Annotated in this window: 13 protein-coding genes; 6 read left to right on the top strand and 7 right to left on the bottom strand. The window is 68.7% G+C overall.

Annotated features, from left to right (window positions below; genetic code table 11):
- Positions 1 to 9: 9 nt before the first annotated feature.
- The 5 genes from V7Z98_RS05485 (at position 10) to V7Z98_RS05465 (ending at position 6,878) form a co-directional block, all read left to right on the top strand.
- Positions 10 to 1,239, top strand: coding sequence for an ABC transporter substrate-binding protein (locus tag V7Z98_RS05485; RefSeq protein ID WP_334157275.1), 1,230 nt, complete (start codon positions 10 to 12; stop codon positions 1,237 to 1,239).
- Positions 1,236 to 2,069, top strand: coding sequence for an ABC transporter permease (locus V7Z98_RS05480; RefSeq protein WP_334157274.1), 834 nt, complete (start codon positions 1,236 to 1,238; stop codon positions 2,067 to 2,069). The genes V7Z98_RS05485 and V7Z98_RS05480 overlap by 4 nt, the downstream gene beginning before the upstream one ends.
- 41 nt (positions 2,070 to 2,110) lie before the next feature.
- Entirely contained in the window at positions 2,111 to 3,319 is a 1,209-nt protein-coding gene (locus tag V7Z98_RS05475) for an acyl-CoA dehydrogenase family protein (protein WP_334157273.1), read from the top strand.
- Positions 3,320 to 4,006: 687 nt separating this feature from the next.
- The gene (locus V7Z98_RS05470) at positions 4,007 to 5,653 is read left to right on the top strand and encodes an efflux transporter outer membrane subunit (RefSeq protein WP_334157272.1); all 1,647 of its coding nucleotides are present in this window, start codon (positions 4,007 to 4,009) and stop codon (positions 5,651 to 5,653) included.
- 7 nt (positions 5,654 to 5,660) lie between these two features.
- Positions 5,661 to 6,878, top strand: coding sequence for an efflux RND transporter periplasmic adaptor subunit (locus V7Z98_RS05465; RefSeq protein WP_334157271.1), 1,218 nt, complete (start codon positions 5,661 to 5,663; stop codon positions 6,876 to 6,878).
- A 73-nt stretch (positions 6,879 to 6,951) separates the two neighbouring features.
- Here the strand turns inward: V7Z98_RS05465 and V7Z98_RS05460 are convergent, their stop codons facing one another.
- From V7Z98_RS05460 to clpB, 7 genes are all read right to left on the bottom strand, one after another.
- A complete protein-coding gene (locus V7Z98_RS05460; RefSeq protein ID WP_293263862.1) occupies positions 6,952 to 7,377 on the bottom strand; it encodes an organic hydroperoxide resistance protein in 426 nt (141 codons plus the stop codon).
- A 133-nt stretch (positions 7,378 to 7,510) separates the two neighbouring features.
- Positions 7,511 to 7,972, bottom strand: a complete 462-nt coding sequence (locus V7Z98_RS05455; RefSeq protein ID WP_334157270.1) for a MarR family winged helix-turn-helix transcriptional regulator — start codon at positions 7,970 to 7,972, stop codon at positions 7,511 to 7,513.
- A gap of 100 nt (positions 7,973 to 8,072) precedes the next feature.
- Positions 8,073 to 9,257, bottom strand: a complete 1,185-nt coding sequence (locus tag V7Z98_RS05450) for a sensor domain-containing diguanylate cyclase (protein ID WP_334157269.1) — start codon at positions 9,255 to 9,257, stop codon at positions 8,073 to 8,075.
- 1 nt (position 9,258) lies between these two features.
- On the bottom strand, positions 9,259 to 10,455 hold the full coding sequence (locus V7Z98_RS05445; protein WP_334157268.1) for an FIST N-terminal domain-containing protein: 1,197 nt from the start codon (positions 10,453 to 10,455) through the stop codon (positions 9,259 to 9,261).
- 7 nt (positions 10,456 to 10,462) lie between these two features.
- The gene (locus V7Z98_RS05440; protein ID WP_334157267.1) at positions 10,463 to 11,023 is read right to left on the bottom strand and encodes an OsmC family protein; all 561 of its coding nucleotides are present in this window, start codon (positions 11,021 to 11,023) and stop codon (positions 10,463 to 10,465) included.
- Positions 11,024 to 11,082: 59 nt separating this feature from the next.
- Positions 11,083 to 12,627 (bottom strand): NAD(P)-binding protein, encoded by a 1,545-nt coding sequence (locus V7Z98_RS05435; protein ID WP_334157266.1) that lies wholly within the window; start codon positions 12,625 to 12,627, stop codon positions 11,083 to 11,085.
- 308 nt (positions 12,628 to 12,935) lie between these two features.
- The gene (gene clpB / locus V7Z98_RS05430; RefSeq protein ID WP_334157265.1) at positions 12,936 to 15,521 is read right to left on the bottom strand and encodes an ATP-dependent chaperone ClpB; all 2,586 of its coding nucleotides are present in this window, start codon (positions 15,519 to 15,521) and stop codon (positions 12,936 to 12,938) included.
- Positions 15,522 to 16,056: 535 nt separating this feature from the next.
- Here clpB and V7Z98_RS05425 point away from each other — a divergent pair.
- A complete protein-coding gene (locus V7Z98_RS05425) occupies positions 16,057 to 17,454 on the top strand; it encodes a GntP family permease (RefSeq protein WP_334157264.1) in 1,398 nt (465 codons plus the stop codon).
- Positions 17,455 to 17,596: the final 142 nt, after the last annotated feature.

Below are 17,596 nucleotides of genomic sequence, written 5' to 3'. Positions count from 1 at the left end.
GCCCGCTCCATGCTCGATCTCGATCCGACCGCCCCGGCCCACGCCGCCGACCCCGACGCTGCCTTCGACCGCCAGTCCCTCTCCCGCCGCGACTTCCTGCGTCTTTCCGCCCTGCTCACCGGCGCCGTGGCCCTGCCCGGCCTGGCCCGGGCGGCCAATCCGGACGACCCGGTGCGCATCGGCTACCTGCCCATCACCGACGGCGCCCCCCTGCTGATCGCCCACGCCCGCCAGCTGTTCGAGGCCGAAGGACTCAAGGTCGAGGCGCCGCGCCTGTTCCGCTCCTGGGCCCAGATCGTCGAAGCCTTCATGGCCGGCCAGGTGAACGTGGTGCACCTGCTCTCGCCCATGACCGTGTGGGCCCGCTACGGCAGCCGCTTCCCGGCCAAGGTGGTGGCCTGGAACCACATGGCCGGCTCGGCCCTGACCGTGGCCCCGGGCATCCAGCAGGTGAAGGACCTGGGCGGCAAGAAGGTCGGCGTGCCTTTCTGGTACTCGATCCACAACGTGGTGCTGCAACACCTGCTGCGCGAGAACGGCCTGACCGTGGCGACCAAGCCCACCGGCGCCCTCAAGCCCAACGAGGTGGCCCTGGCGGTAATGGCCCCGGCAGACATGGGGCCGGCCCTGGCCAACGGGGCGATCGCCGGCTTCATCGTCGCCGAGCCCTTCAACGCCGCCGCCGAGACCAACGGCATCGGCCGCATCCTGCGCTTTACCGGCGACGTGTGGCGCGACCACGCCTGCTGCGTGGTGACCATGCACGAGCGGGACCTGAACGACCGGCCCGAGTGGTCCCAGAAGGTGGTCAACGCCGTGGTCAAGGCCCAGCACTGGCTGCGCGACCACCGCCAGGAAGGCGCCCAGCTGCTGGCCAAGGACGGCCCGGGCAAATACACCCCCTTCCCCCTGCCGGTGCTGGAGCGGGTGCTGGTGAACAACCAGGAGCTGGAGCAGCGCTACATCGCCGAGGGGGCCATCCGCCACAAGGAGTGGAAGGAAGCGCGCATCGACTTCCAGCCCTACCCCTTCCCCTCCTACACCGAGCAACTGGTCAAGCTGCTCAAGCACACCCAGCTCGAAGGCGACAACGGCTTCCTCGCCACCCTGGACCCGGCCGCCGTGGCCAAGGACCTGGTGGACGACCGCTTCGTGCGCAAGGCGGTGGCCTCGGTGGGCGGCTTGAAGGCCTTCGGCCTGCCCGAGAAGTACGTGCGCAGCGAGACCCTCCAGGCATGAGCCGCTTCGCTCCGGCGGACGGCGTGGCCGCAACCACGGCTGCAATCACTGCCACAATCCGCCTCGCCGTCCGGGGCGTCCGCCTGGCCGGCTGGCCCCTCCTGGGGCTGGCCGCCAGCGGCGCCCTGTGGTGGCTGGCGGTCCACAGCCTGGGGCGGGACACACCCCTGGGTCTGATGGCCGGGCGATTCTCGCCGGAGAATACCTGGCACGCCGCCCAGTCCCTGTGGCAGGGCGGCGAGATCTGGCACCACGCCCGGGTCAGCCTGCAACGGGTCGGCCTGGGGCTGCTGCTCGCCCTGCTGGCGGGGGTGCCCCTGGGCCTGCTGGTGGGCACCCTGCGCCGCTTCGAGCAGGCCACCTCGGTGGTCTTCCAGTTCCTGCGCATGATCTCGCCCCTCTCCTGGATGCCCCTGGCGGTGATGGCCCTGGGGGTGGGGGACGCCCCGGTGGTCTTCCTGCTGGTGTGCGCCGCGGTGTGGCCCATCGTGCTCAACGTGGCCGCCGGCATCGCCGCCATCGACCCCCAATGGCTGACCCTGGCCGATAGCCTGGGAGCCAACCGCCGCGAGCGGCTGTGGCGGGTGGTGGCCCCGGCCATCGCCAGCCACCTGCTCACCGGCATCCGCCTGGCCATCGGCCTGATCTGGGTGGTGCTGGTGCCCGCCGAAATGCTCGGCGTGGACGCGGGCCTGGGCTACTTCATCCTCGACACCCGGGACCGGCTGGCCTACGGCGAGCTGATGGCCACCATCCTGTTCATCGGCCTGCTCGGTTTCATCCTCGATTGCCTGGCCCGCCAGGCCCACCGGCGCTGGGCCGGGGCCTGATCTTCGCCTCTCCCGCCTCCCTGTTTCACGAAAGACCCGCCATGACCGCCTCCGCCGCCCCTGCCACCGACCTGCCGACCGACCTGCCCACGGCAATCCCCGGCGTCGACCTGGACGCCCTCGACGCCCTGATCGCCCGCCAGCTGGCGCCCCGGGTCAACCAGATCGACCAGGACGGGGAATACCCGGAAGACTTTCTGCGCGAACTGGGCCGCCTGGGCGGCTACGCCCGGGTGGCGGCGCCGGCCTGGGGCGGCGCCTGGGAAAAGGGCGGCAGCGGCCTGGCCGAAACCATCGCCATCATGGCCCGGGTGGGCGAAACCTGCCTGTCCACCGCCTTCGCCGTGTGGTGCCAGACCGCCTGCGTGCGCTACCTCCAGCTTTGCGACAACGCCGCCCTGCAAGCCGAGCTGCTGCCGGATCTGGCGGCGGGCCGGCGCCTGGGCGGCACCGGGCTTTCCAACACCTTCAAGGCCTGCTGCCGGATCGAGCGCTTCCTGCTCAGCGCCCGGCGCGTCGAAGGCGGCTACGAGATCAACGGCACCCTGCCCTGGGTATCCAACCTGGGGCCGGACCATGTCTTCGTCACCGGCTGCCCGGTGGAGGGCAACGATGGGGACGGCGGGCTGGTGTTCTTCGCCGTGGATTGCGGCCAATCCGGCTTCAAGCTCGCCGACGGGGCCAACTTCACCGCCCTGGAGGGCACCCGCACCTTCGCCTGCCAGTTCCGCAACGTGCGCATCGACGACGCCCGGGTGCTGGCCCACCCGGACCGCGCCGCCGACTATCTGGCGCGCATCCAGCCCGGCATGATCCTGGCCCAGCTGGGCATGGGCCTGGGACTGGTGGAAGACTGCATCCGCCTGGTGGACGGCACCGCCCGCACCCACCAGCACATCAACCGCTTCGAGGACGACCAGGCCGACGACCTGCGCCGGGTGCTGGCCGCCGCCCGTAGCGAAACCCGCCGCCTGGCCGAGCTTGCCGACACGGTGCCCGACGGCGCGGCCCAGGCCGAGCTGCTCACCGACATCCTGCGCCTGCGCCTGGCCGGCGGCGAACTGTCCCTACGCGCCGCCCAGGCCGCCATGCTGCACCAGGGCGCCCGGGGCTACCTGCGCAACGCCACGGCCCAGCGCCGCCTGCGCGAAGCCTACTTCGTGGCCATCGTCACCCCCTCGCTCAAGCACCTGCGCCAGCAACTGGCCCTGCGCGAGGGCGAGGCCGGCACCGCCCACGCCACGGCCTGACGCGGCCTGATCCGGCCTGATGGGGTTCGGCGTGGTCTGGCGTGGTCTGGCGCAACCGGGCACCGCCTCTCGGTGCGGCTGCGGGACGGGGAAACTCGCAGCTTGAGGCTGCCACGCAGGCGATACATGAAAAAAATTAATACGTTTCTACAGCAAAAAATCGAATGTCCGCGCCAGTAGCCGAGTTTCAAAAAACGCCCGGCGCAAAACATTAAAAAAATTCAAGTATTGGGGTCAGTTCTATCGGCAGCGGCGCCTGGACGCTTACCGCCCCCCTTCTCGCCCCCCTTCTCGCCCCCCTTCTCGCCTTCTTTCCCACCTTCTTTCCCCCCATCCACCTACCTCGGACAACCGCAGGCGGCAAAATCGACGCGGGGCCCGGACCGGCCCGGAACGCCCCCCTTGCCCCACGCCGTGCAGCCGGACGATTGCGGACGGCCACGGCAGGCGGAAGGCCGGTGGCGCGGCCCCAATTCCCAGGATTCATCGTCCCGACATGCGGGGCGCGCAGGCTTGGCAGGGCTCCGGAAAACGCAGGCCGGCGGGGTGGATACATGCTGTTGCAAAACTTCCCTTGAACTCCCTCCGGCCAGCCGTCATCCTCTTGGATTGGCAATCCCACGACGCCCCGGCGTGCCCGCGCCACAAGCCCGGCCACGGCCCGCGTCACGAGAAGAAACAACGACGATGGCCTCTCAGTACCCCCAGCCTCCAGGCGCGCCCCGGCGGCGGGCCCTTGCCTCACCAGGCATCCTCCCTCCCCTCCTTGCCCTCGCCCTGGCGGGCTGCGCCGCGGTGGGCCCGAACTACCAGGCCCCCAAGCTCTCCCCGACCGACGTGCCCAACCATTGGACGTCGAGCACCGCCCTGGCCACCCCAGGTACTCCTGACGCCCCGGACGCAAAATCCTCCGTCCCCGACGGCGGCGTGGCCCGCACCGCTCCCTGGTGGGAAGAACTGTCCGACCCGGTGCTCGACCACCTGATCGCCGAAGCCTTCGCCAGCAGCCCGACCCTGGAAGCGGCCACGGCCAAGCTCCGCCAGTCCCGTTCCCGCACCGGCCAGGCCAACGCCGCCGGACAGCCGACCGTGGACGGCAGCGCCAACGCCCAGAGCGGGGTGAGCGATTCCTCGGGCAAGAGCCTGAGCGAATCCTGGCTGTCGATGAACGCCTCCTGGGAAATCGACCTGTTCGGCGCCGTGCGCCGCGGCAAGGAAGGCGCCCTAGCCCGGGAAGCGGCTCAGGCGGCGACCCTGGCCGACGTCCGGGTGAGCCTGGCCGCCGACGTGACCGACGCCTACCTGAGCTACCGTGCCTGCCAGTCCTACCTGGCCCTGAGCGGGCAGGATCTGACCTCGCGCCAGGCCACCGCCCGGCTCACCGCCGCCAGCGTCAAGGAAGGCTTCACCGCCCCCTACCAGGCGGTGCGCAGCACCGCCTCGGTGGCCGAAGCCAAGACCCAACTGGCGGCCACCCGGGCCTCCTGCGAACGGCTGGAGAACCAGCTGACCCGCCTCACCGGCATCCCCCGCCCGGCCCTGATGCGCGCCCTGGCCGACCAGCCCACGGGCCTGGGGCGCCTGCCGGTGCCCCGGCACTTCAGCATCGCCATCCCCAAGGACGCCCTGACACAGCGCCCCGACCTGCGCGCCGCCGAGCGGCGGCTGGCGGCGGCGTCCGCCGACATCGGCCTGGCCGAGGCGGACCGCTATCCGCGCCTGACCCTCAACGGCGACCTGGGCTACACCGTGTCGGAAACCAGCGGCGGCGGCGCCCTGTCCTTCGGCACTTGGTCCTTCGGCCCGTCCCTGAGCCTGCCGATCTTCGACGGCGGCCGGCGCAAGGCCGCCGTGGAGATCGCCAAGTCCCGCTACGACGAGGCCCTGGCCGACTTCAAGGCCGAGACCCGGGCGGCCATCCAGGAGATCGAGGACGCCCTGACCCGCTACGCCGCCGCCCACGAGCGGGCCGAGAACGCCCGGGTGTCCGCCAGCCAGTACCAGCGCTTTTTCGACTCGGTGGACGTGCGCTTCCGCGAGGGCGCCAGCAACCTCTTGGAACTCGAAGATGCCCGCCGCTCGATGCTGAGCGCCCAGCAGACCCTGTTGAGCGTGCAGCAGGAACGCCTGCAAGCCTGGGTGGCGCTCAACCGCGCCACCGGCGGCGGCGCCCAGTACAAGCCGAACGCCCAGCCCGGGGCGACGCCTGGGGCAACACCCGATGCCAAGCCTGGGGCCGCCCCCGCCACTCAACCCGATGCCGTGTCGGCCCAGGCCGCCCCGGCGGCGGCCGTCCAGACCGTTCCCCTGGCCGAAGTCCGCCATCCCGATTGAGCGAACCATGATGCCCTCCAGCCCCTCCCGCCTCTCGTCCATCGCCGCCCTGGCCAAGCTCCGTCTGCCGGAAAAGCGCCTCGCCGCCCTCCTCGCCCTGACCGTGCCCGCCGCCCTGGTGCTCGGCGCCGCCAGCCTGTCCAACGCCGAAACCGCCGGCGGCGACGCCGCCCCGGCCACGAGCCAAGCGGCCCAGGCGGCAGTGCAACCCCCAGCGGCCGTCCCGCCGCCCAAGCCGGTTCCCGCCGTGGCGGTGGTCCATCCCCGCAACGAATCCTGGCCCGACCTGATCGAGGCCAGCGGCAACGTCATGCCCTGGCAGGAAACCAGCATCGGCGCCGAAGTGGGCGGGCTGCGCCTGTCCAAGGTGCTGGTCACCGTGGGCGACACGGTCAAGAAGGGCCAGCCCCTGGCCCGGCTGGACGCGGCCACGGTGGAAACCGATCTGGACGCGGCCAACGCCCAGCTGTCCGAAGCCCAGGCCGCCCTGGCCCAGGCCACCGCCACCCTGGAGCGGGGCCGGCGCCTGGCCGCCTCCGGCGGCGTCAGCCAGCAGGAGCTGACCCTCTTCGAGACCCAGCGGCGCACCGCCGAGGCCCGCCTGAGCGCCGCCCAGGCCCAGGTCAAGCGCCAGCAGCTGCGTCTGGACAACACCACCCTGGTGGCGCCGGACGACGGCATGATCTCGGCCAGCAGCGCCGCCGAGGGCACCATCGTCTCCGCCGGCAGCGAACTGTTCCGCCTGATCCGCCAGGGGCGCCTGGAGTGGCGCGCCGAGGTCAAGGGCGAAACCCTGCTACGCCTTTCCCCCGGCCAGGAGGTGACGGTGAAGAGCCCCCTGGGCCCCGAGGTCAAGGGCCGGGTGCGCCAGGTGTCCCCCACCATCAACGTGACCACCGGCAACGGCCTGGCCTACGTGGACCTGCCCGCCGGCACCAACCTCAAGGCCGGCCTCAACGTCTCGGGCACCATCAGCATGGGCAAGCGCAAGGCCCTGGCCCTGCCCAAATCCGCCGTGGTCCGCGACCCGGGCAGCGGCAGCGCCCGGGTGCTGACGGTGAACGACGAGAGCAGGATCGACACTGTGGACATCAAGACCGGCCGCAGCAAGGACGGCCTGGTGGAGATCGTGGCCGGCCTGGACGAGCGCGCCCAGGTGGTACTCAAGGGCCAGAAGGGCCTGGCCGTCGGCGATGCGGTCAAGACCGGCGCCGACGCCAACTGATCCGTCCGCCATCAACGACAACGCCGCCCGTTGGGGCGGCGTTGTCGTTTGGGGGCTTGCCCGACTTCCGGCCTCACACCAGGGTCAGGGTCACGTCGATGTTGCCCCGGGTGGCGTTGGAATAGGGGCAGACCACGTGGGCCTTGTCCACCAGGGCCTGGGCCGCGTCCCGGGCCATGCCCGGCAGGGCGATGCGCAGTTCGACCTCGATGCCGAAGCCGGAGGGAATGGGGCCGATGCCGACCCGGCCATCGATGGCGGCATCTTGCGGGAAGGCGATCTTCTCCCGGGCGGCGACGAACTTCATGGCGCCCATGAAGCAGGCCGAATAGCCGGCGGCGAACAGCTGCTCCGGATTGGTGCCGTCGCCCCCGGCACCGCCCAGTTCCTTGGGCGTGGTCAGGCGCACTTTCAGGTGGCCGTCGCTGGTGGCGGCGTGGCCGTCGCGGCCGCCGGTAACGTGGGCTTCGGCGCGGTACAGGACTTTTTCGATCGACATGGTGCGTTTCTCCTAGGAGTGGGGGAACTGCCTGCGATGACTTCGGACCGCCCGGGCGCATCGCCTGCCTTAAACTTTGCTATTGAATAGCGCGCTATACGTTAGGTGCAGGGAAAAACCGTTCCCTGCCGGCTCATTCGTACTGCAACAGACGCTGGCGCAACTCTTCCAGTTCATTCTTGAGCCGGCCCAGATCGTCGGGGGTGCAGGCGGCGGCGCACAGCATGGCGGCCGGCACCTCTTCGGCCCGCCCGCGCAGGGCCCGGCCGGCCTCGCTCAGGCTCACCACCACCTGGCGCTCGTCGCTCGCCGCCCGGCTGCGGCTAACCAGTCCGGCCGCCTCCAGGCGCTTGAGCAGGGGCGTCAGGGTGGCGGAATCGAGGCCCAGGGGCTCGCCAATCTGGGACACCGTCTGCCCGTCCCGCTCCCACAGCACCATCATCACCAGATACTGAGGATAGGTCAGTCCCAGGGGGGCGAGCAGCTTGCGGTACACCTTCTGCATCGCCAGGGTGGTGGCGTAGAGGGCGAAGCAGAACTGGTTATCCAACAGCAGGGCGGCCGGGGTAGCGGCAGGGGGGGTGGCGTTGTTCATGCACGCACTATAAATAGCGCGCTATTAAATTGCAAACTATCGCCAGAATAGGTCGGATGCATCGGAGCGGCCCTCCCCCCGCCTAAAGGCCGGCGCGAACCTAGCGTTCGCCGGCGAAGCGCACCGCCCGCTTGCCGCTTTTCTTGACTCCGTACATGGCCTCGTCGGCCCGTTGCAGGAGGCTGGCGACGTCCTGGCCGTGGTCGGGGAAGACGGCGATGCCGATGCTGGCGCCGACGTGGCAGGGCGTGCCGTAGAGGTCCACGGGGTGGCAGACCTCGGCCAGCACCTTGTCGGCCACCACGTTGATACCGTCCAGGTCGTCCACGTGGGACAGGATGATGACGAACTCGTCGCCGCCGATGCGCCCCACGGTGTCGGACTTGCGCACGCAGGCTTCGAGGCGCCCGGCGATGGCCCGTAGCAGGTTGTCGCCGGCGGCGTGGCCGAGGAAATCGTTGATGCGCTTGAAACCGTCCAGGTCGATGAACATCACCGCGCTGCGGAAGCCGTCCCGGGCCGCCAGGGTGGTGGTCTGGCGCAGCCGGTCGGTGACCAGGCGCAGGTTGGGCAGGCCGGTCAGGGGATCGTAGTTGGCCAGGTTCTCCGCCTCGCGCAGGCGTTGGCCGGCGAGCACGGCGGCCAGGTGGGCGCCCACAGCCTGGACCGTTTCCACGTCGCTGGCCCCCAGGCGGGGCAGGAAGGGGCGTTGCTCGCGTAGGCGCCCGGTGACCAGCAGGGCGACGACGTCGCCGTTCAGCACCACCGGGGTCGAGATCAAGTAGGGCAGGCCCAAAGCGCCGCGCACCGCGGCCAGCCGGTCGTCCGGGTCGGCCCGGGTGACCAGCACCGGCCGCAGGGGGTCGAGCATTTCGCCGGGCAGGGCGAGGCGCAAGGCCTGCATGGCCGCCCCTTCGTCCGGGTCGTAGCCCTGGAGCACCCGGGGCGAGAAGGTGTCGTCGCCGTTGGGGACGAGCACGGCGGTGCGTTGCATGTTGAGGGCGCCATTGATGCGCCGGCTGATGGCGGCGAAGGCGCTGTCGTGGTCCATGTCCTGGCCCAAGGTGGCGGCCAGTTCGCCCATCAGGGTGAAGCCGCGGCGCTTCTGCTCCAGTTCGTGGCGGATCGCCGCGGCGACGGTATCGCCCCGCACCAGGCTGGCGGCGAGCTGCTCGGTCCGCTTGCGCAGGTAGGCCACCTCGCGGCGCAGCTCGGCCGCCTCCTCCGGCGCCACGGGCTGTCCGACGGCGGGGTCGTGGAGATCGAAGTCGTCGCTGTCGGCCATATCAGACGCTGAACAGACAGAACACGCCGGTCCAGTCCAGGGCCCGGGGGCGGCCCAACACGGCGCCGACCTCGACCCCGGTGTAGAGACCCAGCAGGGGCACCCGGTCGCCCACCACCCGCTGCACTTCCGCCGCGTCCTCGGCGTCGATACCGGCAAAGCCGGCGGCCCGGCCGGCGCAATCGATGTACAGGGCGAACACGGGACGACGCCCCTCCAACTTGCGGAACAGACCCTCGATCCGGGGGGCGATGTAGTCCAGGTTGAGGCTACGGTGCATGATCTGGAAGCGGGTGCCGGCCACCATGTCCGGCTCGAACATGACCAGGCCGCCGCGCTTGTGGTCGACCTTCAGACACATGCGGTTGACATATGCCGACTCGTCGAAATCACCCCACCGGTCGCCCATGTTCACTCCCAGGGTAAGGAAGAAGCCGTAGTCTTCCGGCGCGATGGCGCCGGCGAAAATGTCGCCGATCACGTCCAGGGCCGGCCGGCCATCGATCTCCAGGATGGTCTGGGCATCGGCCCGGGTCACCGTATAGTAACCGGTACAGGGCTGGCAGCCATGCATGATGACGCTGTCCATGCGCACGCCGCCAGAAAAGAGCAGCGCCAGGGCCTGGCGCTCGGCCAGACCGTCGCCGGTCCATTGCCAGCCCGGGGTGCCCAGCATGTCGCCGGCCAGCCCTGCCCCCACCACGTCGGGCAGCCCCCCCAGGGCGCTTTCGATGCCGGCCAGCAGCGGCGTGGCCATCAGCATGCGCATCGCCCCCCGGGTCCGGTCCACCGTGTCGTAGAGCAGCAGCACCGGCGAATCGGCCGCCACGCCGGCCTCCGCCAGGGCCTCGCCGATGCGCCGGCCGACGGGTTCCTCGCCCTGGGCCAGGTCGCCCTCGGCGACGATGTCGCAGGCCGTGGTGTCGAAGCGGAACACCGCCAGCCCCACCTGGTCGCCGGCATAGCCGAGGTCCCAGTTGGTCAGGGCCCCCACCGCCCAGCCGCCGGCGATGCGGGCCCGGGGCCCGGCCGCCGCCGCCACGGCCCGGCGCAGGGCCTGTGGATCGTGGCGGGACGTGGAAAACAGCAGCACCAGGTCGCAGCCGTCCAGGCCGGCCTGGTCCAGGGCCTGCCGGACTGCCTGGGCCCCGGCGGCGGCCGAATCCGGATTGTCGCTGTAGCCGACACCGACCCGCATCGCCGGCCTAGTCCAGAATGACGGTGCTGCTGGTCACCGGAATCGGCGCAAGCAGGGTGTTGAGGATGGCCGACTTGCGGTCCAGGGTTTCCTTGCTGCGGCGCAGTTGCTCGGCGCTGCCCTTGCCCTTGAGCCGGACCGTGTAATGGACCCCGGAGGCGCCGCAGGGCACGCTGCGGTCGATGCCGAGCACGCCGAGCAGGTTCCAGTCCACCTCCGCCTCCACCTCGATGCTTTCCAGCTCGGTACCGAACAGGGCGGCGTTGGCGGCGATGCCGGCGGTCAGGCAGCCGCAGATGGCGGCGGCCAGCATTTCCCCGGGATTGGGGTGGGCGTCGTGGCCGCCCATGGGCGGCGGCTCGTCCATGGACAGGGTGAACGAGCGCCCCGGCCGGGACGCTGGCTGGCCGTTGGCGTAGAACTCGGCGATGTGGGCGTCGCAGCGGGCGCCGCCCTTCCATTCCGAGCGGGCGACGAACTTGACCTGGGCCGCCGCCGGGTCGGCCTTGGCGGCGTCGGCGAATGCGGTGATCGAGGCCAGGTCGACGCCGTTGTTGTCGTGGCTCATGGGTTTGTCCTGCTTTCGTGTTGTGGGTGCCGGGTCATGCTTCAGGGGAGGCATGCGACTCAATCCGCCTCGCCGTGGACCAAGCGGCGGATGTAGGCGGGCACCCGGCCGACGCCGCGCACCTCGTGGCGGTACTTGGAGGTGAAACCGGCCTTGAGGCCGAGCATGACCTCGGCCGTGTCCACCGCGCCGATCCAGCACTCTTCTTGCAAGCCCACGCCGGTGGCGTAGCCGCCCACCAGCCAGACCCCGTTGTGGCCTTGCAGGGCGGGCAGGGATTCCTGGGCCTGGTAGGAGGCCATGTCCATGATGTTGTGCTTGAAGCTGAACATGGTGCAGCCCCCGCTGCTTCCCCTCTTCCCGCGCGGCAGGATGATGCTCTCGTCGGGCAGGGGATTGACCGGGTTGAGGGTGCAGAAGAAGTTGGGCAGGTAGCTCTGGGCGCGGAACTCCTCGTTCTGCCAGTTGTAGTCCGGGTTGGCCGGATCGTTCTGGTGGCGGTTGCACCAGTAGGTCATGGTGTAGCCGATGTGCTCCGGCGCGTAGTCCCGGGGGATGTTGAGGTTGTAGGTGCTCCAGGCGTTGGCGTTGGGCGGCAGCACCCCGGTGGCGTTGTGCACGAATACCTGGTCCTCGGAGAAGCGGAAGCGGGCCAGGGTGTCCGCCAGGCCCGGCGCCGCCTGGGATGGGTCCTCGAAGCGCCCGAGCACGTCCCAGGCCTGCTTGGCGACGATCACGGCGTCGAAGCTTTCCACCAGCGGCTTGGCGTCGGGGGAGCGGGCGGGGCGGGAGCTGACCAGGACGGCGCCCGAGGCTTCGACCCGGAAGGCGGCGTAGGTATTGACCCGCAGGGCATCGGTGGAGGTGGAGCCGTCGAAGCCCGGGTCCAGGTAGGCGCACAGGGCGTCGACCCAGCTGCGCACGCCGTCGACCCAGTACATGCGCTCCGGGTCCGGGGTCGGCCGGCGGCCCAGGCCTTCCTGGAGGTAGTAGTAGTGCAGGATGACGCGGAACGGCAGGTCGCCGGGGGGCACCTTGCTGGTGAAGTACATGCCGACGATGCGCGGGTAGAGGCAGCGTTCGACGAACTGGGTGTTACGCGCCAGCCCCGAGGTTTCGAGGAACTGGGCCACGGTCATGTACTTGTAGTGGGGATCGTCGCTGTCCATCAGCTCCTGCAGGTGGTCCTCGCAGTAGCGGCGGAAATCCAGGAAGCCCTGCTCGATCTCCGGCGAGGCCTCGGTGCTCCAGCCCTTCTCGATGGTGAAGCCGGTCTCGATCTCGGAGGTCGGGGTACCGTCCCGAGCGATGGTGGAATAGGACGCCACGTCCTGCAACGGCCGGTACTGGACGTTCAGGCTGTCCATCACCTTGACCAGCTCCTGGTAGCCGGTCTTGGAAAAGTCGTTCACCCCCAGGTCCACCCAGCGGGTGCGCCCGTCCCCCAGGCCGATGTCCAGGTTGCGCACCGTGCGCATGTTGCCGCCCATGTGGTGCACGTCCTCGAACACGGTGAAGGCCACCCCGTTCTGCTTGCACACGTAGGCGGCGGCCAGGCCGCTCAGGCCGCCGCCGATGATGGCCACCTTGCCGATCTTTTTCATGTCATCTCCCTCCCTGCCGTCGATTGCATGGCGCCGGGCCGGTGGATGCCGGCCCGGGCCGCGAAACGGCCGCTCGCGGGGCGGGCGGCCAATATAGCAACGTCATTTTTACTTTTACCGGTTTTCCCCAGGCAGAAGCTGGCAAAAACTGGCGGAGGGAAAATTGAAAGGCGCCATAAATCACGGCGCCCGATATTTCATCGGCAGTGCGGCGACGCCTGCGGGATAAAAAAACGGCGGGCCCGAAGGCCCGCCGTTGCCGAAGCGACGAATTACCGCCGCTGTCATGCCCGCAGTTATGCCCGCAGTCATGCCTTCTTGAAGCGCATCACCCCGTTCTCGCAGGTGACCCGGATGCTGTCCTTGGGCCCGAATTCGCCTTGCAGGATCAGCCGCGCTAGGGGGTTCTCGATCTCGCTCTGGATGGCGCGCTTCAACGGCCGGGCGCCGAACACCGGGTCGAAGCCGGTCTGGGCCAGTTCGGCCAGGGCGCTGTCGTCCACCTGCAAGCCCATCTCCATCTTCTCCAGGCGCTTTTCCAGGTATTGCAACTGGATTCTGGCGATGTTCTTGATGTGGGCCTCGCCCAGGCTGTGGAACACCACCACCTCGTCGATGCGGTTGATGAACTCGGGGCGGAAGTAGCTCTTTACCTCGGCCATTACCGCCACCTTGATCACGCCGTAATCGTCGCCGGCCATCTGCTGGATCATCTGGCTGCCCAGGTTGGAGGTCATGACGATCACCGTGTTCTTGAAGTCCACCGTGCGGCCCTGGCCGTCGGTCATACGGCCGTCGTCGAGCACTTGCAGCAGCACGTTGAACACGTCCGGGTGGGCCTTTTCCACCTCGTCGAGCAGGATCACGCTGTAGGGCTTGCGCCGCACGGCTTCGGTCAGGTAACCGCCCTCCTCGTAGCCCACGTAGCCCGGAGGCGCGCCGATCAGGCGGGCCACGGAGTGCTTCTCCATGAACTCGCTCATGTCGATGCGGATCAGGTGCTCCTGGGAATCGAACAGGAACTCGGCCAGGGCCTTGCACAGCTCGGTCTTGCCCACGCCGGTGGGGCCGAGGAAGAGGAAGGAGCCGTAGGGCTTGTTCTCGTCCGACAGGCCGGCGCGGGAACGGCGGATGGCGTCGGACACCAGCCGCACCGCCTCATCCTGGCCGACCACGCGCTGGTGCAGGCGGTCTTCCATCTTGAGCAGCTTCTCGCGCTCGCCCTGCATCATCTTGCTCACCGGGATGCCGGTGGCGCGGCTGACCACCTCGGCGATCTCCTCGGCGCCGACCTCGGTGCGCAGCAGCTTGAACTTCTTCGCCTTGCTTTCCTTATCGCCGGCCTCGGCGGCCTTCAACTGGGCTTCGAGCTGGGGCAGCTTGCCGTACTGCAATTCGGACATCTTCTGCCAGTCGCCCTTGCGCTTGGCCTCGTCCATTTGCAGGCGGATCGCCTCGATCTGCTCCTTGATGTGCTGGGAGCCCACCACCTGGGCCTTCTCGGCCTTCCAGATTTCTTCCAGATCGTTGTATTCCCGTTGCAGGCGTTCCAGTTCCTCTTCGAGCAGTTGCAGGCGCTTCTTGGAGGCCTCGTCGGTCTCCTTCTTCATCGCCTCCCGCTCGATCTTGAGCTGGATCATGCGCCGCTCCAGCTTGTCCATGGACTCGGGCTTGGAGTCGATCTCCATCTTGATCCGGGCGGCGGCTTCGTCGATCAGGTCGATGGCCTTGTCCGGCAGGAAGCGGTCGGTGATGTAGCGGTGACTCAACTCGGCCGCGGCGACGATGGCTGGGTCGGTGATGTCCACGCCGTGGTGCACCTCGTACTTCTCTTGCAGGCCGCGCAGGATGGCGATGGTGGCTTCCACGCTGGGCTCGTCCACCAGCACCTTCTGGAAGCGCCGCTCCAGGGCGGCGTCCTTCTCGATGTACTTGCGGTATTCGTCCAGGGTGGTGGCGCCGATGCAGTGCAGCTCACCCCGGGCCAGGGCCGGCTTCAACATGTTGCCCGCGTCGATGGCGCCCTCGGCCTTGCCGGCGCCGACCATGGTGTGAATCTCGTCGATGAAAACGATGATGCGGCCCTCTTCCCTGGCGATGTCGTTGAGCACCGCCTTCAGGCGCTCCTCGAATTCGCCCCGGTACTTGGCGCCGGCCAGGAGCGCCGCCATGTCCAGGGACAGGACCTTCTTGCCCTTGAGGGTTTCCGGCACTTCCTCGTTGACGATGCGCTGGGCCAGGCCCTCGACAATGGCGGTTTTACCCACGCCGGGCTCGCCGATCAGTACCGGGTTGTTTTTGGTGCGCCGTTGCAGGATCTGGATGGCGCGGCGGATCTCGTCGTCCCGGCCGATCACCGGGTCGAGCTTGCCGCGGCGGGCCCGCTCGGTCAGGTCCACCGTGTATTTCTTGAGCGCCTCGCGCTGGGATTCGGCCTCCTGGCTGCCCACGTTCTGGCCGCCGCGCACGGCGGTGATGGCCGCTTCCAGGGATTTCTTGGCCAGGCCGTGCTGTTTGGCCAGCCGGCCCGCCTCACCCTTGTCGTCGGCAAGCGCCAGCAGGAACAGCTCCGAGGCGATGAACTGGTCGCCGCGCTTTTGTGCTTCCTTGTCGGTCAGGTTGAACAGGTTGTTCAGGTCGCGGCTCACCGTCACCTCGCCGCCGCTGCCCTGGACCTGGGGCAGGCGCTTGAGAGCCTGCTCCACGTCGTTCCGCAGGGCGGGCACGTTCACCCCGGCCCGGGCGAGCAGGGAGGTGCTGGCGCCGTCGTCCTGGTTGAGCAGGGCCAGCAGCAGGTGCAGGGGTTCGATGTAGGGGTTGTCGCCGCCCACGGCCAGGCTCTGGGCGTCGGCGATGGCCTGCTGGAATTTGGTGGTGCACTGGTCGAAGCGCATGGATCGGTCCTCGCGGCAATTAATGTGTGATGCCATGTATGTGGGTGCCCCGCCGTGGATTTCAAGCGCGGCCGCAAGAATTGCCAGCCCCCTTGCGCTCCCCGCACCGGACGGGCATCTTCACAGCCCAGGCGTGGAGATCCACGACTGACGAGGCGTTCCAGACCCCCATCGCCAAACCCCGCGCCAGTCGTGGCTTTCCGGGCATCGGCAAAAAGTCTCCGGATGGAGACTGTTACGGTCTGTCATGGAACCGTCAAAAACGCCCTGTATTCATGCGCTTATGCCCAGCCTGGCGCAACCCTCGCCGGCCAGTCTATGGGCGGAACACCCGACCTGCTCCCCGCCGGCCGTTTCCGTCCCATTTCGGGGACTGGCCGGGTCTTCCCCCGCCCCCCGGGACCGCCCGGCCGGACGATAGCCATGGAACATCAAGCGCTTAAGGCGAGTCTATGGGAATGGGCACGAGGGTTGCTAAGAGGGCATGTCCGGCCCAGGCCGAACCACAAAAACATTTAGTGTGAGAGGAGCAACAATGAGCTTTTTAATCGTGCTGGCGGCGCTCGCGCTGCTGATGTTCGTGGCCTACCGGGGCTACAGCGTGATCCTGTTCGCCCCCGTGGCGGCCCTGGGCGCGGTGCTGCTGACCGACCCCTCCCTGGTGGCGCCGATGTTCACCGGCCTGTTCATGGACAAGATGGTCGGCTTCGTCAAGCTGTACTTCCCGGTGTTCCTGCTCGGCGCCATCTTCGGCAAGGTGATTGAGCTGTCCGGCTTCTCCAAGTCGATCGTCGCCGCCGTGATCAAGGTGGTGGGCGCCAAGCGGGCCATGCTGTCGATCGTGCTGGTGGGCGCCATCCTCACCTACGGCGGCGTGTCCCTGTTCGTGGTGGTGTTCGCGGTCTATCCGTTCGCCGCCGAGATGTTCCGCCAGAGCAACATCCCGAAGCGGCTGATCCCGGGCACCATCGCCCTGGGCGCCTTCACCTTCACCATGGATTCCCTGCCGGGCACCCCGCAGATCCAGAACATCATCCCCTCCACCTTCTTCAAGACCGACACCTGGGCCGCCCCCTGGCTGGGCACCCTGGGTGGCCTGTTCATCCTGGCCCTGGGCATGGTCTACCTGGAATGGCGCCGCCGCCAGGCCGCCGCCGCCGGTGAAGGCTACGGCACCAACCTGGTCAACGAGCCGGAGCCCTTCGAGCACACCAACCTGCCCAACCCGCTGATCGCCCTGCTGCCCCTGGTGCTGGTGGGCGTGATGAACAAGGTGTTCACCCTCCTGATCCCCGAGTTCTACGGCAAGAGCCATTCCTTCGTGCCGGCGGTGATCGGCAAGGCCGCCCCGGTGGTCCAGGAAATCTCCAAGATCGTCGCCATCTGGGCGGTTGAAGGGGCGCTGCTGGTGGGCATCCTCACCGTGTTCATCTTCGGCGGCAAGGCCGTCATCAGCCGCTTCGCCGAAGGCTCCAAGGCCGCCATCGCCGGCTCCCTGCTGGCCTCGATGAACACCGCCTCGGAATACGGCTTCGGCGCCGTGATTGCCGCCCTGCCCGGCTTCCTGGTGGTGGCGGACGGCCTGCGCGCCATCCCCAACCCCCTGGTCAACGAAGCCATCACCGTCACCGCCCTGGCCGGCATCACCGGCTCGGCCTCCGGCGGCATGAGCATCGCCCTGGCCGCCATGGCCGATACCTTCATCCAGAGCGCCCAGGCCGCCGGCATCCCCCTGGAAGTGCTGCACCGGGTCGCCGCCATGGCCTCCGGCGGCATGGACACCCTGCCCCACAACGGCGCCGTCATCACCCTGCTGGCGGTGACCGGCCTGACCCACCGCCAGTCCTACAAGGACATCTTCTCGATCACCCTGATCAAGACCCTGGCGGTGTTCTTCATCATCACCCTGTACTACGCCTTCGGCATCGTCTGATCGCCCCGGCAGCAACCAGGCAGCCCTCCGGGGCTGCCTTTTTTTCGACTAGGTTTCGACTAGGAGTAAGCAATGACCCAATCCGCACAACGCATCGCACTCGTCACTGGCGCCATGGGCGGCATCGGCTCGGCGGTCTGCC

It is taken from the genome of Oryzomicrobium sp. (assembly GCF_036820405.1).
In the GTDB taxonomy this organism is placed as follows: Bacteria; Pseudomonadota; Gammaproteobacteria; order Burkholderiales; family Rhodocyclaceae; genus Oryzomicrobium.
This window is presented reverse-complemented; position numbering and strand designations above follow the sequence as displayed.